The organism is Loktanella sp. DSM 29012 (assembly GCF_900110705.1).
In the GTDB taxonomy this organism is placed as follows: domain Bacteria; phylum Pseudomonadota; class Alphaproteobacteria; order Rhodobacterales; family Rhodobacteraceae; genus Loktanella; species Loktanella gaetbuli.
In genome coordinates this window covers 374924-394875 of record NZ_FOEJ01000001.1, presented here as the reverse complement: position 1 = coordinate 394875, position 19952 = coordinate 374924, and the positions used below count along the sequence as shown (strand labels likewise).

The following is a 19952-nucleotide window of genomic DNA, read 5'->3' as shown; positions in this document are numbered from 1 at the left end:
TGAAGGCTTTCAGTCAATAATCAATTGGCCGGACGCAAGGTCATAGACCTTGCGCATGACGGTGGGTAACGCCGCCGGTCGAAAGGTACCATGCGGGATAAAGTCGCCCCTGTCCGCCACGGCATCCGCTGGCACGCGCGCCGTCATGATCGTCAATTCCAGATGGAAATGGGTAAAGGTATGACGCGCTGTGGCGTCCAACCTGTACCAGTCCGCGTCCAGCGGCGGATCTGCGACCGGGGCATCGCCCCAATCGGATCCGGGCCAGCCCAGCATACCGCCCAGCAGACCCTTTTCGGGTCGCGTTTCCAGTAGCCATGCCCCATCGGCGCGGCGGGTAACATAGGCAATCCCGCGGCGGGTCGGGACCTTTTTTTTCGGGGTCTTTTGCGGCAGCTCTGCCGCCGTGCCGGCCATCCGCGCCCGGCATGGATCACGCCAGGGGCAGATGCCGCAGGCCGGTGATTTGGGTGTGCAGATCGTGGCCCCCAGGTCCATCACGGCCTGCGCATAGTCACCTGGCCGCTCAACGGGGGTCAGCGCCTGCGCCAATGCCATCAGTTCCGGCTTGGCGGCCGGCAATGGCGTATGCACGTCATGAATGCGCGACATCACCCTTTCCACGTTGCCGTCCAGCACCGTTTCGGGCTGGTCGAATGCAATCGCGGCGACGGCGGCGGCAGTATAGGGACCGATCCCCGGCAGCGTCAGCAGCGTCGCATGATCGCGTGGAAACTGCCCTCCATGATCTGTCACGACCACCCGCGCGCATTTCAGCAGATTGCGGGCGCGGGCATAATATCCAAGCCCCGCCCATGCAGCCATGACCTCGGCATCTTCGGCCGCGGCCAGATCAGCAACCGTTGGCCAGATGTCGGTGAATTTCCGCCAATAGTCGCGCACGGCGGCCACGGTGGTCTGCTGCAACATCACCTCTGACAGCCAGACACCATAGGGGTCTGGCATCACGCCATTTTTTCGGTCCTCGGGCGGGACACGCCACGGCATGGACCGCGCATGGCGATCATACCATTGCAAAAGCTGTAACGCTTGTTCACGCATTCTTCACCTGTTGCCGGGGCTGCGCGCACTGACTTGGCGCGGGACCACCCTTAGATTAAGTCATGACTATGAAACAGCCCAGGCGCCATTCAACCACACGCGGCTTCTCCCGTGCAGCGACGCTGATGCAGACACGCATCCGCACCGCGACCGAAGGCCGTGGCTTTGCCGAATCGCGGTTGCTGACCCACTGGACGGAAATCGTGGGCGAACAGATCGCGGGGATCGCGCGGCCCGTCAAAATATCCTACGGACGCGGCGCGCTGGGGGCCACGCTGACGGTGCTGACCACGGGGTCGAACGCCCCGATGCTGGAAATGCAAAAACCGCAACTGCTGGAACGCGTGAATGCCTGCTACGGCTATCGCGCGATTTCCCGCATCCACATCACGCAGACCGCACCCACGGGGTTTGCAGACGGGCGCGCGCAATTCGATCAAGCGCCCAAGGTCGCCCCCGAACCCGACCCAGCCGTGCAGGCAGAGGCCAAGGCAGCGGCGGCGGGAGTGGGAGACGACAACCTGCGGGCAGCCCTGGAGGCATTGACCGCGAATTTCCTGACGAAACAGAAAACCTGACCAAAGGACCGAGACATGAACCGTAGAACACTCCTTCTGGGTGGGGCCTCACTGGCCGCTATCGGCGCAATCGCATTTACCACTGGCGGCGAGGGTGGCAATCTTCTGGTCGGCATGGCCAATGCCCAGGACGCCGATCCCAGCGCAATCCAGGACATGGTGATGGGCGATGCCGATGCCCCGATCGAAATGATCGAATACGCATCCTTTACCTGCCCGCATTGTGCGAACTTTCACGCGACGGTCTGGCCCCAGCTCAAGGCCGATTACATCGACACCGGCAAGGTGCGGTTCATCTACCGCGAAGTCTATTTCGACCGTCCCGGCCTTTGGGCATCCATGATGGCGCGGTGCGGCGGTGAAATGCGGTTCTTTGGCGTGACCGCAGAATTCTACGACAAACAGCGCACGTGGACCGCGTCGGGCGATCCCGCCACGATTGCGGCGGATCTGCGCACCGTTGCAAAAACCGCAGGCCTGACCGACGAAATGCTCGACGCCTGCATGCAGGACGCAGAGAACGCGCAGAACCTCGTGGCATGGTACGAACAGAACGCCGCGGCCGACAACGTCCGGTCCACACCGTCGTTCATCATCGACGGCGAGGCCTACAGCAACATGTCGTATGACGACATGAAGGCGATCCTCGACGCCAAGCTGGAAGGCTGATGCAACCCCTGGCCGGGCTGAAGGTCATCGAGCTGGCCCGCATCCTCGCCGGACCGTGGTGCGGCCAGACGCTGGCCGATCTGGGTGCCACAGTCATCAAGGTCGAATCCCCCGACGGCGACGATACGCGCCGTTGGGGACCGCCCTTTGTTGATCGCGCCGGCGACCGGTCTGCTGCCTATTTCCACGGCACGAACCGTGGCAAGGCATCGGTCGTCGTGGATTTCCGCACGCCGGAGGGTCAGGCACAGGTGCGCCGCCTGCTGGCCGACGCAGATATCGTCATTGAAAATTTCCGGGTCGGCGGACTGGCGAAATACGGGCTGGACTACGCCAGCCTGCGCGATGATTTCCCTGCGCTGATCTACTGTTCCATCACGGGTTTCGGACAAACCGGCCCCTATGCCTCCCGCGCGGGCTACGATTACATCATTCAAGGCATGTCCGGACTGATGAGCGTGACAGGCCCACCCGACGGCCAGCCGAATCGGGTGGGAGTCGCCGTCGTGGACCTGTTTTCCGGCATGTATGCCAGCACGGCGATCCTCGCGGCTGTCCACCAGCGGCACAGTACCGGGCGTGGGCAGCATCTGGACGTGGCCCTGCTGGACGTTGCGGTGTCCACCATGGCCAATCAGGCGATGAATTACCTGACCACCGGCACGCCACCGGAACGCACGGGCAATCACCACCCCAATCTTGCCCCCTATCAGGTCTACGACTGCGCCGACGGGCATATCGTCATCGCGACCGGCAACGACAGCCAGTTCGCACGCTTGTGCGCGCTGCTTGACCTGCCGGCATTGTCCAAGGACCCGCGCTTTGCCAGCAATGCCGACCGTTTGGCACATCTCGACGCGCTGAACGCGGCACTGACGGCGGCAACACGGATGGTCTCCAAGGCGGATCTTTTGGCGCGGTGCGAATCCCACGGCGTGCCTGCCGGACCGATCAACGACATGGCAGAGGTGTTCGCGGACCCGCAGGTGGTCGCGCGGGGACTCCGGATCGACCGTGATGGCGTTCCGGGCGTGCGCATGCCCGTCCTGTTTTCCGACGCAACGGCGGTATCGGACAGCGCGTCCCCAACGCTGGGTCAGGATCAATCGCTGCTGGACTAAAGGCCCAGCGCCGCCAACGACCGATCCAACGGACCCCAGTCATCCACCTGCAACCGCACCGGCAACGTCAGGACCTGCGACCGGAACGCAGGGGGCAATCGCACCGCGTCCTTTTCGGTGGTCACCAGTTGCGCCGTGCGCAGCCTTGCCTCTGACGCAAGACGGGTCATCAGCGCCTCGGTCAAGGGCTGGTGATCGTCCAGCGGTTCGGCGCGGACCACATCGGCCCCCATGGCGCGCAGCGTGGCAAAGAATTTCTCAGGATGGCCGATCCCTGCAAAGGCCAGCAGCCGCAGGCTGGTCCAGGGCATCCCCGTCACCAGCGGCACCAGTTCGCCGCGCAACTGCGGCACAGGCCATTGCGCGGCAAAACGGGTTTGCGCCGCCGCATCACCGATGGCCAGCAGCAGATCCGCACGGGCCAGGCCTGCGTCCACCGGTTCCCGCAATGGCCCTGACGGCATCACCCGACCGTTGCCAAATCCGCGCGCGGCATCCACGACGACGATGGACAGGTCCTTGACCACTGCCGGGTTCTGGAATCCGTCATCCAGCAGAATGACGCCTGCGCCCGCGTCGACGGCGGCGCGCACCCCGGCAGCCCTGTCCTTGGCGATCCACGTGGGCGCAAAGGCAGACAAAAGCAGCGGTTCATCACCGACCTGCGCCGCATCATGTGTGCGTTCAACGACCTGGACCGGGCCATCCAACGACCCACCATAGCCGCGGGACACGATATGCGGGACATGTCCGGCGGCATGCAGTCGACTTGCCAGCGCCATGGCCGTCGGCGTCTTGCCGGTGCCGCCGACATTGATGTTGCCGATGCAGATCACCGGGACCGGCGCACGATAGCCCCTTTGCGCGACACGTCGCGCCGTTCCCAGCGCATAAAGACCTGCAAGAGGTGCCAGCATCCGCGACTGCCAGCCAGGATGATCCGGCGGATTCGACCAGAAAGCGGGCGGGCGCATCAGGCGGCCACCCCATCGACCGCGTCCCGGATCAGGCCGACGATCAGATCCGCAGCCTCGGCCCCCTGAGATGTCACGTCCCACCCGGCCGCGACGAGGCGCGCAACCCGGTCTGCCGCCAGCAGATCCTCGACAGCCGGGCCAAGTTCGGTCCATTGATCGATCTTGCGGGTGGCCTGCGCGGCATCCAGCCTCGCATATCGCGCGGCGAATGGTTCGGTCATCGGTCCATGGATCAGGCCAGACCCCAGCGTTGCGATTGCAAAGGGGTCCTGCGCATCGGACCGGTCGAACGTCCCCCCGGCAAAGGTGACCGAGGCAAGTCGCAGCCACAGTCCCAGATCGCCGTCACTGTCAGCGATATGCACCTGCGCGGCCTCTTGTGGAATTTGCGCGACAGACGACTGCTCTGTCAGCAATCGCTGGTCGCCAAAGGCCTGGGCAAGTGCAGCACCCGCGCCGGGATCGGCGGCCTCAGCCACCAGCAACAGGCGGTGCGAACGCCGCGTGGCGTGGCGATGGGCGGCTATCAGGCCCGCAACCATATTCATCGTGACCCGCGTGGCACACCATACAGGGCGGTTGTTCAATGCGTCCGCAATCGATCGGCGGTCCGTTTCGGTATAAGGCAGAACGGATACCGGCTCTTCCAGTCGGATGTCCGTTTTGACCTTTTTCCGGTCGACACCTGCCGCGACAAAGGCCCGTTCAGCGGCCTTGTCGACAGCCAGTACGAACTGTGTCCGCCCCAGAACAGCCCGCGTGCGTCCACGCGTCCAGAATCCCGTCAAAGGGGCGATGGATGCCCCGTTCATATTGACCATGATCACCGGCAACTGCGCATCCGCTGCGGCCTGCAACGTGCCCAGATCGACGGTTCCGCCCATCCAGATCAAGGCAACAGGCCGGGTCCTGTCGATATGCGCGCGCGCCTCGCGCTTTCCTTGGGGATGCGGGGTCGACCCATCCCCCGTCAGAACGAAGCGGACCGTATCGCCATCATCGGCCAACCGGCTGCGCAGCGTGTCGGCCATGGTCGCAATCGCCGGCGATCCGCAGCGGCACCAGACGCAGGGCGTCATGCCTAGTGACCCAGTTCCTCGGTCGAGGATGCAGCCTGCTCCTCGTCCCGCAGGCGGTGAATATGTGCGATGAAATATCTGGTGTGCGCATCGTCGACCGTGCGCTGTGCCGCGGCCTTCCAGGCGTTGTAGGCGCTGTCATAATTCGGGAACATGCCGACGATGTCGATCTTGTCGACATCAACAAAGGCGTTCTTGGTCGGGTCAATCAGCTCTCCGCCAAAGACAAGATGCAGGCGTTGGGTCATGGTGTCGTCCTCTTGCAGGGTTTGCGTCAAACTAGGCGGCGCTGGCGGCCTGCACAACCGCCTGCTTGGTCAGGCCAATGCGGCTAGCAGTGCAGGCACGACCGCGCCACCGGCAATCACACCATCCAGCTGACGTTTGGGCGTGTTGAAACGCAGCGGACGACCGCGCCGGTCGGTGACATCGCCGCCCGCCTCGGACACGATGACGGCACCCGCGGCAATGTCCCACTCCCATGACGGGCGCAGCGTCAGCATGGCGTCAAACTTGCCCTCTGCGGCCAGTGCCATCCGGTAGGCCAGCGACGACCTGAAACCCCGCGTGAACGGCGGCACGCCGCCCGACCAATGATGCGGCGCAAGGTTTGGTTTCGTGGTCAGCACCTGGGCACGCGCGACGTTCGACTGACCGCTGACCCGGATCGGACGACCGTTGCATGTCGCCCCGTGTCCCAGCGCGGCGGCGAACATCAGACTGCGGGCAGGCAGATAGACGACACCGGCGATCGGGACGCCGTCCTCGACCACGGCGATGGCATGGGCCCAATCCTTGTCACCGCGGATAAAGGCCCGTGTGCCGTCGATCGGGTCAATCACAAACACGCGCTGCGCGGCTAGGCGGTCCGTGTCGTCGGGGGTTTCCTCTGACAGCCAACCGTACTCCGGGCGCGCAGCGCGCAAACGCTCCGACAGCATGCGATTTACCGCAAGGTCGGCTTCAGTCACAGGTCCCTGGTCGCCATCCTTTTCCCAGACCGTCGGTGACCGTCCGTGAAACGACAGCGAAATGTCACCCGCAGCCCGCGCCGCGTCGATCAACAATGGCAGATCAATCGCCGGCAAGCGTCATGCCCTCGACCAAGAGCGACGGCACCACCCGGCTCAGATGGGTGCGCGCGTCGTTTGCCGCGATCATGGTCAACCACATGTCGCGCAGATTGCCTGCAATCGTCAGTTCGTTCACGGGATAGGCGATTTCGCCGTTTTCGACCCAGAACCCGGATGCGCCCCGCGAATAATCGCCGGTGTTGGGATTGATCGTCGACCCGATCATGCTGGTGACCACCAGACCCGTGCCCATTTGTGCGATCAGGTCGTCACGACTGGCCGTGCCTTGCGTCAGCGACAGGTTCGTGACCGCAGGACGCGGCGCAGATGACGTGCCGCGCGCTGCGTTCGCAGTCGACGGCAGCCCCAGTTTGCGCCCAGTGGCCAGGTCAAGCGTCCAGCCGGTCAGCCTGCCGTCATCGACCAGCAATCGCGATTGCGTAGGCAAACCTTCGGCATCGAACAGTTTCGAGGCCGACGTGCGTGCACGGTGCGGGTCCTCGGTCAGGGTCATGCCCTTGGGCAGCACCTGTTCGCCCAGCGCATCGCGCAAGAACGATGCGCCGCGTGCGATGGCGCTGCCGTTGATGGCCTGCACGAGATGCCCGATCAAAGAGCTGGCGATCCGTTCGTCGAACAGCACCGGATATTGCCCGGTCTTGGGACGACGCGCACCGATCCGCGCGACAGTGCGCAGGGCGGCGTTGCGTCCAATATCCTCAGGATCGCGCATGTCCGTCATGTAAATGCGCGAATCGTAATCGTAATCGCGTTCCATGCCTGTGCCGGTGCCGCTGATCGGAACGCAGGACAACCCGATATCCGACCGGGCATAGCCGGCTGCGAATCCGTTGCTCTGGCTCAAGTGCATGCGACGCCGGCCGTAGCCTGCACTGGTTTCCGACACCTGCGACACCCCATCGACACGCAGTGCCGCCGCCTCGGCGCGCAGCGCCATGTCCTGCAGCATCGCAGGGTCTGGTTCCGGGGCCGGATCACACAGGTCCAGCCGGGACATATCGGTGTCCGTTGCCAACTGATCGGGCGCGGCCAGCCCGCAATGGGGATCGATCGGTGCCTCGCGCGCCATGGTTACGGCACGCGCGGCCATTTCCGCAATCGCCTCTGGCCGTGTATCAGAGGATGCGACACTTGCCTGTCGCTGCCCCACGAACACGCGCAAACCGATATCGACACCTTCCGAACGCTCTGCCTTTTCCAGCGCACCGGCCCGCACCGCGATCTCGATCGAGGTGCCGTCCACAGCCAGCGCATCGCTGGCGTCCGCACCCGCCTTGCGGGCCGCATCCAGCATCGCCTGGGTCAGGTCAGAGAGTTCGGTCATGTCAAATGGTCCTTGTCTTGTCGCGCTCGACCTAGTTCCCAACCCTCAATACCGCAAGGCGCGACACAATGGCTCAACGGATGCGCTGACCGTTTGCCGTAATCTGACCGTCGTTCGTGAAGGTGAAAACGGTCTCCAACGTATCGTCACCGGCCGGGGTCGTGAACATGCCCAGCATCATGCGGCCCATCATTGCCTGATCCTGCGGGACGACACCCATGGCGATCAGCGTGTCGATCAACTGGTTTATTCCGGTCAGCGTAATCGTAGCCGATCCTTCGGGGGTTGTCACATCGGACAGTGTCTGTTCCCCGCTCAGGTCGTAGGTGAACGCGCCGACTGCATGGACCAGCGCACCTGCTGCACCCAGACGGATTTCATTCACATCCAGGCTGGCAAGGGTGCGCCCCGCAAGCGGGTTTTCCATCACGTCATCTGCACCTGTATCGTCGCTGTCCGCAGACAGCATCGTGCCGGACAGGTCGATGACCAGATCGGCCGGATCACGCGGAACAGCACCCATTGGGTCAAACAGACCCCAGGTTTCATCGTTCAACGTCACACCGTTCAAACCGAAATTCAGCGCGAATGGCTGGGGTTCATCCGACGGACTGACCGGCATGGTCAGACCCACCTCATAAGATGCAGCCGCGACTTCGACCGGGGTCGGCAGTTCCGTGCCGCGCAGTGCCGTAACCATATCGTCAGCCCGGACGGCATAGCGCAGACTGTCGGCATCAATGCCGAAATCCACGCGGACGGCACCGGTCGTCGCGGTACCGTCAGCCGACATTTCCGCGCCGGAACTGGCAAAGATATAGGCAGCGGAATCGTATCCATAGCCACCAGTTACCAGCACGTCCGACAGATCATCCGCGCTGATATCGGACAGGCCGGAACCCGCAGGCAAGGTCAGGTCGGCATCAAGTGCCATCGCATCGATCTTGCCCGACACGGTAAAGGCTTCGCCCGTGTCGTCGGCACCGTCCACAAGCAGATCAACATTTTGCGCGGCAAAATCATAGGTGATGTTCAGATCGGTCCCGATGTTCTGCACGGTGTTGCCGGTCAAACCGTTCAGCGCCACGCGAAAATCCAGATCGACCGGCGCGCCATCAGCGTCGACCATCTGGGTCAGACCGACGACATACTGGTCTGCCGACACGGCATAGTTCATCGCGTCCGGCGTACCGCTGACCAGTGTCTGCGCACCCGATGGCGTGACGTAGAGTTCAATGCGCTCGCCCTCATCGGTGCGCACGTCCACTGGAATGTCGTCAGGCAAGCTGACCGAAACCGTGCCATCGCCGTTGTCCTGCAATGTGATCCGATCGACCATGACGGCGCTTGTCGTGTCGGAACCGGAAAAAGTGTAGACCACGTCCGTCGCAATCAACGTGTCCGCCCCCTCTTCCAGATTGCCGACGGTCACCGCCCCGCTGCCGGACCTGTCGATGATCGCCTGCCAGTTGTCCCAGACCTGACGGGGCGTGACATCGGCAAAGGCGGGAAGGCCCGCAAGGCAGAGAGCACTGGCCAGTACGGGCGCAAGATTTTGGGTACGGGTCATCTTGTCATTCCTTTGGTCGCATCCCGGACTCTCTGCCGCGATGGTTTTGAAAACGTTAAAACGATGCTAGTTGTTGCGTCGCACGATCAAAAGGGACTGACGATGAAAAACTTTGACATGACAGGCAAGACTGCGCTTATCACCGGGGCCAGCCGCGGTATCGGCGCAGCAGCGGCGCGCGCCTTTGCCGCTGCTGGTGCAAACGTCGTTCTGGTCGCGCGCAGCCGTGAAAACATTGTCGAAATCGCAGGTGAGATCGGTGAAAAGGCCCTGGCCGTGCCCTGCGATGTTTCCCGCTACTGGGAGGTCGAGCAGGCCGTGGGTGCCGCAATCGAGACCTATGGCGCGATTGACATCATCGTGAACAATGCGGGCGTGATCGACCCGATGGGTGCGCTGTCATCCACAGACCCAGAGGCATGGTCCAAGGCCATCGACATCAACCTCAAGGGAGCGATGCACGGGATACGCGCTGCGATGGGCCCGATGATCGCGCAAGGGTCGGGCACGATCATCACCGTATCCTCGGGTGCAGCGCATAACCCCCTCGAAGGGTGGTCCGCCTACTGCGCCTCCAAGGCGGGGGCCTATATGCTGACGCAGGTGGCCGACCGCGAATCCCGCGGCAAGGGGCTGCGGGTCATGGGTCTGTCGCCCGGCACCGTGGCCACGGACATGCAAAAGGACATCAAGGCGTCAGGCATCGGCCCTGTCAGCCAGCTGGAATGGTCCGACCACATCCCGCCTGAATGGGCAGCACAGGCGCTGGTCTGGATGTGCACGTCAGAGGCCGACAGCCATCTGGGACAGGACGTGTCACTGCGCGACGAAAAGATCCGCCAAATGGTCGGCGTCGCGTGATCCGCACCGCGATCGAGGGCGATCTGACAATCCTCACGCTGGATCGCCCGGACAAGGCGAATGCACTGACTGCCGCCATGCTGGCAGAGCTGTGCCGCGCCGTGCAGGCCGCCCAGGATTCCAAGGCACTGATCCTGAGCGGAAACGGGCGCGTGTTCAGTGCAGGTGCCGATCTGGCGGATGTCGGCAGGCTGGCCACGTCGCCCCTGTGGGAAGAATTGTCCACCGCCATTGCCGATCTTCCCGGCCTGACCATCGCCGCACTGAACGGCACGCTGGCTGGGGGTGCAATGGGAATGGCGCTGGCCTGCGACATGCGCATCGCGGTGCCGGGGGCCAGCTTTTTCTATCCGGTGATGAAAATGGGTGTGCGCCCGCAACCGTCCGATCCCGGTCGCCTGGCGGCCTTGTGCGGTCCGGCACGGGCGAAATCGTTGCTGCTGGGCGCACGGAAATGGACGGCCGAACAGGCCCTGACATACGGTCTGATCGAGGAAATCGCGGATGACCCCGTCGCTGCCGCCCGTGCCATGGCAACGGCAGCGTTGCAGGCCGATGCAGGCCATGTGCGCGACCTGAAATCACTTTTCTAACGATGACAGCCCACCAAACCTAGCGCCCGCGTTTGCGCTTTGGCACCTTGGACATGAATTCCGGCGGGCGTTTGGCGACCCATTTTGCGAATTTTTCCAGCCGGGGATGACTGCGCAGCATCTCTGGCGTGTTATAGACGCGGGCCAGTTCGGCCTCTGACAGGGTCGCGTGAATTTCCTTGTGGCAGATGTGATGGACCAGAACGGTCGGCCCACCCTTGCCGCCCTTCAGCTTGGGGATCAGATGGTGCTGGCTTTGCGGCACGCCGGGCGGCACTGGCCGCAGGCACAGCGCACAGGTCGGAAGGGTGTCTTGCGGGTCACGCGTCATCATCGCACAAGGTAATCCAACACAGAGGATCGCCAAGCCATGCCACAGACCGCCCTTGTGATCGGCGCTGGACCTGCCGGCCTGATGGCCGCCGACGTGCTGTCCGGTGCCGGGCTGTCGGTCACGATCGTCGATCGGATGCCGTCGGTCGGTCGCAAGTTCCTGATGGCTGGCAAATCTGGCCTGAACCTGACCAAAGCCGAGGATGCCGCGAAATTCGCGGACCGCTACGCCGAAACCTCGCCTGCCTTGCGGGCGGCACTAGCAGTCTTTGGCCCGGATGAGGCGGTCCAGTGGGCCGATGATCTGGGCCAACAGGTTTTTACCGGATCGACTGGCCGGGTGTTTCCGGTCGCGATGAAGGCTTCGCCGCTGTTGCGCGCCTGGCTCGCGCGGCTGGATGCGCAGGGTGTGCAGCGCCGCATGCGCTGGCGCTGGACCGGCTTTGTCGATGACAACTGCCTGTTCGACACGCCCGAAGGACCGCGGCAGGTGGCAGCCGATATCACGATCCTCGCGCTGGGCGGCGCAAGCTGGCAACGCCTTGGGTCCGATGGGGCCTGGGCCGGGCAATTTGCGCAGGTAGCCCCATTTCGCGCGTCGAACGGCGGGTTTCGCGTGGATTGGTCGCATCACATGGCCACTGTCATCGGACAGCCGATCAAGGCGACGGTCCTGCGGGCCGGGGACCTGATGTCGCGGGGTGAATGGGTCCTGACACGCGATGGCATCGAGGGCGGCGGAGTCTATGAGGTCAGCCATGCGCTGATGCAGGGTGCGGCGCTGCACGTCGATCTGCTGCCCGATCTGGGTGCGGATGACATCGCGGCCAGACTGAATCGCGTCAAGGGAAAGCCATCCCGCGCAACACTGCTGCGCAAGGGGATCAAACTGCCCGCCGTCAAACAGGCGCTGTTCAACGAATGTGCACGCATCACCGACAACAGCCCTGATGCGCTGGCGCAGGCGCTCAAGTCGCTACCACTGCCCGTGCAGGGTCCAATGCCGATGGATCAGGCCATTTCGACCGCGGGCGGGCTGCGCTGGAACGCGCTGGACGGATTTGAACTGCGTGACAGGTCCGGCACCTATTGTGCGGGGGAAATGCTGGATTGGGATGCGCCGACTGGCGGCTACCTGATCACCGCCTGCCTCGCGACCGGGCGTGCAGCGGCGCAGCAGGCGCTTGCCACGATGCCTGCGGCAAGTCCTGTCGCGGGCGCATGACGGCTTGGCACGATTCGCCCGCGACGGATTTTCAAGATTTCCAACTGCGGCCCCTCCTGTTAGAAGCCCATAAAGCAGGGACGAAGGTGACGCAGATGACGCTGAAATATGCCAGAACAACCAGCTACGCTGCGCTGTTGACAGTACTGGCCGCACCCTTGTCCGCCGAGGGTCCGACCTACACAAGCTTTGGTACGACCGGCCTGTTGGAAATGCCCACCGCCGAAAGCGCGGACAGCGGCGAACTGGCGATCACCAGCAGCTATTCCGATACCGCCGGATATCGCACGACCCTGACCTTTCAGCTGAATGACCGGATTTCAGGTAGCTTTCGGTATGGTGTGTTCGATATCTACGGCAGCCTGCGCGCGGATGGCACCCGCGGCATCGCAACCACCTATGACCGCAGTTTCGACATCCAGTATCGCCTGACGAACGAGGGTCGCTATCTGCCTGCCGTCGCTGTGGGTCTGCGCGATTTCCTTGGCACCGGACGTTACAGTTCCGAATACATTGTTGGCACCAAATCCATCGGTTCCAACCTCAAGGTGACTGCCGGTCTGGGCTGGGGTCGCATGGGCGAACGCAACGGGGTCAGCAACCCGCTGGGCGGCAGCTTTGAAACCCGCGACGAACCCGATGTCTTTGACGAGGATGCGGGCGTGAACACGGGTGGCCAGCTGTCGGTCGAACAATGGTTTCGCGGCGATATCGCACCTTTCGGTGGGATCGAATATACCGCCACCCCGAACCTGACCTTCAAGGCGGAATATTCATCCATCGCCTATGAACCCGGGCAGGCCCGTCCCGCCGTGCAGGTGTCTTCGCCGCTGAATTTCGGCGTGTCCTATCGTCCCAAACCCGGTGTCGAACTGGGGGCCAGCTATATGTACGGCAACGAACTGGGGCTGCGTGCAACGTTCACGATCAACCCCAACGAACGCCCGACATTCAGCGGGTTGGACAGGGCACCTGCCCCGATCAAGACACGCACCGAGGCGCAGCGCGCAGCGCAATCGTGGAATCGCGGCGCACAACCCGCCATCCGAGAGGCGCTGGCAGGCCTTCTCGAGATCGAGGGTATTGACCTGATCGGTCTGGACATGACGGATCGCACCGCGCGGGTCCGGTTTGAAAACAACCGCTACCGTTCCGAAACGCAGGCCATTGGCCGTGTCGCCCGGATGATGACGCAAGTCATGCCCGACGCGATCGAGACCTTTGTGCTGGAACCCCAGCGCAACGGCCTGCCCATGTCGGCCGTATCGCTGCCGCGCACAGATTTCGAGGATCTGGAAAACACCGTCGGCAGCACCGCAGCAATTTTCGACGAAATCGCGATTGCACCCGCAGGCCCCGATGCGCCGCTGGACCTCGCCCCCGTGCCCAGCCCGAAATTCGAGTGGGGCATCGGGCCTTACCTCGATTTTGTCCTGTTCACGCCGGGGGAACCGATCAGCCCGGATTTCGGCCTCGCCTTTGACGCCGAATATCAGGCCACCCGCAAACTGTCTTTCGTCGGTCGGACCTCCATTTCAGCCTTGGGTGCGCGTGATCCGCTGGTCGATTTCCGCGATTCCAACGACTACGTGAACGTGCGGACCGATCAGACCTATTTCGGACTGGACGGCGGATTGCAGCTGGACCGGCTGTATGTGTCCTATGCCGACCGCCTCGCGCCAGAGGTCTATGGCCGCCTGACGGCAGGCTACCTGGAAAAGATGTACGGTGGCGTGTCCGGCGAAGTTCTCTATGCGCCGGTTGATCGCCGTTGGGCCCTCGGTGCAGAGCTGAACTATTCCAAGCTGCGCGACCAGGACATGGGGTTCGGATTTGCCCTGTATGAAACGCGACGCAACGGCGACCGGGTCGAGGTCGGCGACTACGACGTGGTGACAGGCCATCTGTCCGGCTACTATGACATCGGCGAAGGCTATCATGCGCAACTGGACGTGGGCCGCTACCTGGCTGGCGACTATGGCGCGACATTCTCGCTGGACCGCGAGTTCGACAACGGCTGGCGCGTCGGCGGGTTCCTTACCCTGACCGATATGCCCTTCAGCCAGTTCGGCGAAGGCTCGTTTGACAAGGGGATCCGCCTGACAATTCCAGCCGATTACTTTATCGGATCACCGACCCGCCGGACCGTTTCCACGGGATTGCGTTCGCTGACACGTGACGGCGGCGCGCGCCTGCGGGTGCCAGGCCGTCTGTACAACAGCCTGCGGGACGGTCAGTTCAACGACCTTGAAGATACCAGCGGGAGGTTCTGGCGATGACGACAGTCTGGCAGGGAATAGCCCTGGGTGCCTGCATCCTTGGGATGACCGCATGTGGTCCACTGAACGAGGGGGATCAGGGTGCCGGTGCAGTGAGACAGGCGCTGAACTACTTGCCTCTCCCCGGGCAAGAGCCCGCGGCAGAGCCCGCACCCTTTGTGGTCACCCGCGCAATGGTGGATCAGCTGCCGGGCGACGTGATGGTTGTCGAGGCCTACGAGGGGACATCGCGCGCGCTGATGGTGCCCGCCGCCATCAACCTCAACCGCGTCACCTGGATCAGTGAGGACGAGGCATCCATCACCACAGAGAACGGAATCGTCATCGCCACACGCGGCTTTCCGCGTGATCTGATGGCTGCGTCGGTGATCGAATCCCGCCGCGCACTGGCTGCTGGCGGCGGAAATGCGGTCAGAACGCATGAAACGCTGTCCGATCTGGACCAGATTTCCACCGAAGTGTTGCAGTGCAGCATCAATTCCGCCGGTACGGAAACCATCCAGATCGTCGAATTGGATGTGTTTACGCGGCGTTTCGAAGAGCAGTGTCAGAACGAAAACATATCGTTTACAAACACTTACTGGCTGGACGGCAGTGGACAGATTGTCCGCAGCAGACAGGCCATCAGTCCCGAACTGGGTTTCCTTGTTCTGGATCGTCCCTGAACACGCGCTGCAAGCGCCCGAAATTAAGAAGTATCTTGTTTCGAGCGTGAAACGTAGTTAGACAACCCTAGATCATCCACACAGTGCATCTAATTGGAGTACCGACATGCGCATCATCACTACTCTCGCCGCCTCTGCTGCTATCGCAGTGACCGGTGCCGCAGCTACCGCTGGCGGCCTGGCACCCGAAGTCATGGAAGCACCGGTTGTCATGGTTGACACCCCGATGGCTCCTGCTGGCTCCATCAACTCCGGCTACGTCGTTCTCGGCCTGCTGGCAGCTCTGGTTCTGGCATCCGCAGACAGCGACGACGACGAAGCTGCAGCGACCACCACCACCAACTAATAGATCCCCGGATCTTGAAGTTCGAAAGGCTGGCCTTCGGGTCAGCCTTTTTCGTTTGGACCATCGCTATCGCACAGCTGTATGTGGCGACCCGACCGGCCTAGCGGCGCGCCATCATCGCCAGACGGATCAGCGTGCGCTCCATCAGGGCTGCCTGCGGGGCCTGACTGGATGACCGGATCATCAGATCGGTATCCGTCAGCGTCGTCAGCGCCTGTTCCAGCCGTATGCGGCCCCAGTGGCTGGCCTGACGCATGATCTTGTCCCGGCGCGGGCCGAACACCGGCGGACGCAACCGCGCGATCCCCTGCCCTGCACCGCCCGGATCGGACGCGACCGTGTGCAGCCGTCGAAAATGACGCATCGCGCCGATGCACAGCGTCGTCGGCGCGACACCCTGCGCATAGAGATCACGCAGCACGGTGCCGATCTGCGCCGTATCGCCGGCACTGACCACATCCAGAATGTCGTCCACATCCACATCCGCCGCCTGCGGCGCGCACAGATGCACCTCTTCGACCGTGACAGGCAGCGAATCTCCGCGCTTGTACAGGCCCAGTTTTTCGATCGTCTGGCGAAAATCGCCGGGTGTCAGACCATGGGCCAAGCCTGTGATCGCCTCCATCACGTCCCGCGACGGCGGTTGCAGACCTGCAGCTGATAGCTGAGCCTCGATTTCGTCCCGCCCCGGTGGATCGTCATACAGTCCGATGGCGACCGCGTTACGGTGCCCTTCGAACGCCTTGCGCAGGGCTGACTTGGCCGTCAGCTGGCCTGCAGTCGCAACGATCTGTGCATCGCCCTCGCGCCAATCCTCGAGTGCGGCAGCGACCTGCTGTGACAGCCCATCCGTCGCCTCGTCCAGATGCACAACGCGCGGTCCGGGGAAAAACCCCTGCGCCTTGACCGCATCGTCCAGCGCTGCGCCATCCTTGCGCAGATCGCCCGCAGGAATGCGCGTCAGCCGCATCTCGGCTTCGCCTTGCGGCCCGACCAGTGCTGCGATCACCTGCGCACGCGCCGTGGCCACACGAACAGGGTCCGCACCAAAAATCAGGATACCCGCGCGGGTCGGGTCAGGCTTGCGCAGGAACCCGGCCGCATCCCTGCCCGCAAGCTTCATCGCGCAAGGTCCAGCAGATAGATGTCCGCGACGATCCGGTCCGCCAGCAAGATCATCAATCGACCATTCGCGTCGGTCGCTGCCGTTTGGGTGGCAACGGTCGATCCCGTGGCCGCATAGCTGGTAAAGGCATCGACCTGACCATCGCCCAGCCGCGTCCCTTCCGCATCCGTCAGCGCCCAGCCCGCAGCACCGACCACATTGTACCGCAGGATATCGCCACCCGTCGACAGCGCCGCTGCCTCTTGGGCGCGGTCCAGACTGACGGACAGGCGATATGGCCCGGCACCGTCACCCAGACGATCCACCAGGCGCGACCGCACCGCAAAGCCGGCGATGGTGCGTGGTGCCTCGATCACAACCTGACCGCGCAAGGCGTCACCCGTGCCGCCCGGTGCCAGAACGGGTGTGAACCCGCAGGCCCCCAGCGCCAGCACGGCCAACAGGGCCGCACGTCGGGTGATGCCCTCAGATGACAATGTTCACGATCCGACCCGGCACGACGATGATCTTCTTGGGCACACCACCGTCCAGCATTCGCTGCACCGCGTCCTGTGACAGCGCCAGTGCCTCGATTTCGTCCTTGGAGGCGTCTGCCCCGACAACGATCTCGGCCTTGCGTTTGCCATTGACCTGGATCGGCAAGGTGACTGTGGCGTCGACCAGCATCGCCTCGTCGACCTGCGGCCAGGGCGCGTCGATCACCAACCCCTGCCCCCCGAGCAAGGCCCAGATTTCCTCTGCCAGGTGGGGTGTCATCGGGGCCATCAGCTGCGCGAGCGTCATCGCGGCTGTCCGCTTTGCCGCGCTTCCTGCCTTGGATTTCGACAGCGCATTGGTAAAGGCATAGAGCTTTGCAATGGCTGCGTTGAACCCAAAACTGTCGATGCCACCGGTCACATCGCGGATCGCGCGGTGCATCTCCTTGAGCAGGGCCTCATCAGCGTCAGATGCGGATGAGGTGTCTTCAGCGATGTCCGACGCAATCCGCCAGACGCGGCCCAGATGCTTGTGCGCTGCCTCTGCGCCGGCTGCGGTCCATTCAACGTCACGTTCCGGTGGGCTGTCGGACAAGACGAACCAGCGCGCAGTATCAGCGCCGAATTCCGCAACGATGCGCGTGGGATCGACGACGTTGTTCTTGGACTTGGACATCTTGGCCGACGGAATCACCGTCACCTCGGTACCTGCCTCCTTCAGGAATGCCTTGCCGTCACGCAGCTCGACCTCTTCGGGATAGTGGTAAACGGGGCGACCGTCCTGCGGGTTCTTGGTCGTATAGATCGCGTGGGTCACCATGCCTTGGGTAAACAGCGCGTCAAACGGTTCCTTGGCCGTTTCCGGCAAATGACCCGTCATATGCATCGCGCGGGCAAAGAACCGCGAATACAGCAGGTGCAAAATCGCGTGTTCGATGCCGCCGATGTACTGGTCAACGTTCATCCAATAGGCGGCATCTTCGGCACTGGTCGGGGTCGTGGCCCCTGGCGCTGTGAACCGCGCGAAATACCACGACGAATCGACAAAGGTGTCCATCGTGTCGGTTTCGCGGCGTGCCGCAGCACCACAAGACGGGCAGGCACAATCGCGCCATGTCGGATGCCGGTCCAAAGGATTGCCCGGCACATCAAAGCTGACGTCATACGGCAGCTCGATCGGCAGGTTTTCCTTTTTCTCGGGCACGACGCCGCAGGCGTCGCAATGGACCACAGGGATCGGGCAACCCCAGTACCGCTGCCGGCTGAGCCCCCAGTCGCGCAGGCGGAATTTCGTCACACCGTGGCCGACGCCATTTTCCTCGCAGAATGCGATGGCGGCATCGACAGCCGCATCGCCGGTCTGCCAATCATCACCGGCGAACCCCTTGCAGTAATAAACCTTTTCCGACTTCATCGGGACATAGGCGGCGGTAAATTCAGTGCTCGCATCCTCGGACGGCAAGAAGGTCGGGATGATCGGCAGATCATATTTCGTGGCGAAATCGAAATCGCGCTGATCGTGTGCCGGGCAACCGAAAATCGCGCCGGTGCCGTAGTCCATGAGAATGAAATTCGCGATATAGACGGGCAGTTCGGCGGCGGTGTCGAACGGATGGCGGACGCGCAGACCGGTGTCGAAACCGCGCTTTTCAGCCTTTTCCAGCGCCTCTTCGGTCGTGCCGCCCTTGCGGACATCAGCACAGAAGGCTGCGACATCAGGATTGTCGGCCTCCAGCTGCTTGGCCAGCGGATGATCAGGCGAAATTCCGACGAATGACGCACCGAGCAAAGTGTCGGGTCGCGTCGTATAGACCTCGACCCGGTCATGGCCGGAAGGTCCGTCGATCAGGCTGAACGAGAATTGCAGACCGCGCGATTTGCCGATCCAGTTGGCCTGCATCAGCTTGACCTTGGCCGGCCAGTTGTCGAGTCCGTCCAGCGCTTCCAGCAGCTCTTCTGAATGGTCGGAAATCTTGAAAAACCATTGCGTCAGCTCGCGGCGCTCGACCTCTGCGCCGGACCGCCAGCCCTTGCCGTCCTCGACCTGTTCGTTGGCCAGCACGGTCATGTCGACCGGGTCCCAGTTCACCACCGCGTTCTTGCGGTAGACGAGGCCTTTTTCCAGAAAATCCAGAAACAGCGCCTGCTGCTGGCCGTAATAGGCAGGATCGCAGGTCGCGAATTCCCGGTTCCAGTCCAGCGACCATCCCAGCGGTTTCATCTGGGTCTTCATTTCCGCGATGTTGTTGTAGGTGTAATCCGACGGATGCCCGCCGGTCGCCATCGCCGCATTTTCCGCAGGCATCCCAAAGGCATCCCACCCCATCGGATGCAACACGTTGTGGCCTGTCGACATCTTGTAGCGGGCCACCACGTCGCCCATCGTGTAGTTGCGTACGTGACCGATGTGCAGACGCCCCGATGGATACGGGAACATTTCCAACACATAGTATTTCGGCTTGGACTCGTCACGTTCGGACGCAAAGGTCCCTGCATCGGCCCATGCGGCCTGCCATTTCGGTTCGATTTCGGACGGAGCGTAGGACGACATCGGTATCAGACTTTCTAATGACA

At 62.8% G+C, this 19952-nt stretch carries 20 protein-coding genes; 9 read left to right on the top strand and 11 right to left on the bottom strand.

What is annotated here, in order from left to right:
* Window positions 1–9: 9 nt before the first annotated feature.
* Window positions 10–1062 (bottom strand): A/G-specific adenine glycosylase, encoded by a 1053-nt coding sequence (mutY, locus tag BMX27_RS01960; RefSeq protein WP_090158223.1) that lies wholly within the window; start codon window positions 1060–1062, stop codon window positions 10–12.
* A gap of 68 nt (window positions 1063–1130) precedes the next feature.
* On the opposite strand from mutY, the gene BMX27_RS01955 reads away from it, so the two are divergent.
* Genes BMX27_RS01955 through BMX27_RS01945 form a run of 3 tightly spaced genes read left to right on the top strand, consistent with a single transcriptional unit; the run spans window position 1131 to window position 3430 of the window.
* Window positions 1131–1640, top strand: a complete 510-nt coding sequence (locus BMX27_RS01955) for a DUF721 domain-containing protein (RefSeq protein WP_090158222.1) — start codon at window positions 1131–1133, stop codon at window positions 1638–1640.
* Between the two features lie 15 nt (window positions 1641–1655).
* Window positions 1656–2309, top strand: a complete 654-nt coding sequence (locus BMX27_RS01950; RefSeq protein ID WP_090158221.1) for a DsbA family protein — start codon at window positions 1656–1658, stop codon at window positions 2307–2309.
* On the top strand, window positions 2309–3430 hold the full coding sequence (locus tag BMX27_RS01945; protein WP_090158220.1) for a CaiB/BaiF CoA transferase family protein: 1122 nt from the start codon (window positions 2309–2311) through the stop codon (window positions 3428–3430). Before BMX27_RS01950 ends, BMX27_RS01945 begins: the two co-directional genes overlap by 1 nt.
* On the opposite strand, the gene lpxK is transcribed toward BMX27_RS01945, so the two are convergent.
* The 6 genes from lpxK to BMX27_RS01915 form a co-directional block, all read right to left on the bottom strand.
* Window positions 3427–4404: a tetraacyldisaccharide 4'-kinase gene (gene lpxK, locus BMX27_RS01940; protein ID WP_090158219.1), complete on the bottom strand. Its 978-nt coding sequence runs from the start codon at window positions 4402–4404 to the stop codon at window positions 3427–3429. The two genes, BMX27_RS01945 and lpxK, sit on opposite strands and share 4 nt — an antisense overlap.
* On the bottom strand, window positions 4404–5486 hold the full coding sequence (locus tag BMX27_RS01935) for a hypothetical protein (RefSeq protein WP_090158218.1): 1083 nt from the start codon (window positions 5484–5486) through the stop codon (window positions 4404–4406). The genes lpxK and BMX27_RS01935 overlap by 1 nt, the downstream gene beginning before the upstream one ends.
* A 2-nt stretch (window positions 5487–5488) precedes the next feature.
* A complete protein-coding gene (locus tag BMX27_RS01930) occupies window positions 5489–5734 on the bottom strand; it encodes a DUF4170 domain-containing protein (protein ID WP_056030722.1) in 246 nt (81 codons plus the stop codon).
* Between the two features lie 69 nt (window positions 5735–5803).
* Window positions 5804–6574 (bottom strand): 3'(2'),5'-bisphosphate nucleotidase CysQ, encoded by a 771-nt coding sequence (locus BMX27_RS01925; RefSeq protein WP_090158217.1) that lies wholly within the window; start codon window positions 6572–6574, stop codon window positions 5804–5806.
* Window positions 6561–7904: a TldD/PmbA family protein gene (locus BMX27_RS01920; RefSeq protein WP_090158216.1), complete on the bottom strand. Its 1344-nt coding sequence runs from the start codon at window positions 7902–7904 to the stop codon at window positions 6561–6563. The genes BMX27_RS01925 and BMX27_RS01920 overlap by 14 nt, the downstream gene beginning before the upstream one ends.
* 73 nt (window positions 7905–7977) lie before the next feature.
* Window positions 7978–9474, bottom strand: coding sequence for a DUF2125 domain-containing protein (locus BMX27_RS01915; RefSeq protein ID WP_090158215.1), 1497 nt, complete (start codon window positions 9472–9474; stop codon window positions 7978–7980).
* Window positions 9475–9576: 102 nt separating this feature from the next.
* Between BMX27_RS01915 and BMX27_RS01910 the strand changes: the two genes are divergently transcribed.
* Both BMX27_RS01910 and BMX27_RS01905 read left to right on the top strand, forming a co-directional pair.
* Window positions 9577–10335: an SDR family oxidoreductase gene (locus BMX27_RS01910; RefSeq protein WP_090158214.1), complete on the top strand. Its 759-nt coding sequence runs from the start codon at window positions 9577–9579 to the stop codon at window positions 10333–10335.
* Window positions 10332–10928, top strand: coding sequence for an enoyl-CoA hydratase/isomerase family protein (locus BMX27_RS01905; RefSeq protein WP_256212360.1), 597 nt, complete (start codon window positions 10332–10334; stop codon window positions 10926–10928). The genes BMX27_RS01910 and BMX27_RS01905 overlap by 4 nt, the downstream gene beginning before the upstream one ends.
* A gap of 19 nt (window positions 10929–10947) precedes the next feature.
* Here BMX27_RS01905 and BMX27_RS01900 read toward each other — a convergent pair whose 3' ends face one another.
* Complete coding sequence (locus tag BMX27_RS01900) at window positions 10948–11259, bottom strand: HNH endonuclease (protein WP_090158713.1); 312 nt, start codon at window positions 11257–11259, stop codon at window positions 10948–10950.
* 39 nt (window positions 11260–11298) lie between these two features.
* Here BMX27_RS01900 and BMX27_RS01895 point away from each other — a divergent pair, with 39 nt between their 5' ends.
* From BMX27_RS01895 to BMX27_RS01880, 4 genes are all read left to right on the top strand, one after another.
* A complete protein-coding gene (locus tag BMX27_RS01895) occupies window positions 11299–12486 on the top strand; it encodes a BaiN/RdsA family NAD(P)/FAD-dependent oxidoreductase (RefSeq protein ID WP_090158212.1) in 1188 nt (395 codons plus the stop codon).
* 95 nt (window positions 12487–12581) lie between these two features.
* Window positions 12582–14765 carry a YjbH domain-containing protein gene (locus BMX27_RS01890; RefSeq protein WP_177172623.1) on the top strand — a complete coding sequence of 728 codons (2184 nt, stop codon included), beginning with the start codon at window positions 12582–12584 and terminating at the stop codon, window positions 14763–14765.
* Complete coding sequence (locus BMX27_RS01885; protein ID WP_090158210.1) at window positions 14762–15430, top strand: YjbF family lipoprotein; 669 nt, start codon at window positions 14762–14764, stop codon at window positions 15428–15430. Before BMX27_RS01890 ends, BMX27_RS01885 begins: the two co-directional genes overlap by 4 nt.
* Before the next feature lie 106 nt (window positions 15431–15536).
* On the top strand, window positions 15537–15776 hold the full coding sequence (locus BMX27_RS01880) for a hypothetical protein (protein ID WP_056030209.1): 240 nt from the start codon (window positions 15537–15539) through the stop codon (window positions 15774–15776).
* 100 nt (window positions 15777–15876) lie between these two features.
* Here the strand turns inward: BMX27_RS01880 and holA are convergent, their stop codons facing one another.
* The 3 genes from holA to leuS are packed head-to-tail and all read right to left on the bottom strand — an operon-like array spanning window position 15877 to window position 19929.
* On the bottom strand, window positions 15877–16899 hold the full coding sequence (gene holA, locus BMX27_RS01875; RefSeq protein ID WP_090158209.1) for a DNA polymerase III subunit delta: 1023 nt from the start codon (window positions 16897–16899) through the stop codon (window positions 15877–15879).
* Entirely contained in the window at window positions 16896–17378 is a 483-nt protein-coding gene (locus BMX27_RS01870; RefSeq protein ID WP_090158208.1) for a hypothetical protein, read from the bottom strand. The genes holA and BMX27_RS01870 overlap by 4 nt, the downstream gene beginning before the upstream one ends.
* The gene (leuS, locus tag BMX27_RS01865; protein WP_090158207.1) at window positions 17368–19929 is read right to left on the bottom strand and encodes a leucine--tRNA ligase; all 2562 of its coding nucleotides are present in this window, start codon (window positions 19927–19929) and stop codon (window positions 17368–17370) included. The genes BMX27_RS01870 and leuS overlap by 11 nt, the downstream gene beginning before the upstream one ends.
* Between the last annotated feature and the right edge of the window lie 23 nt (window positions 19930–19952).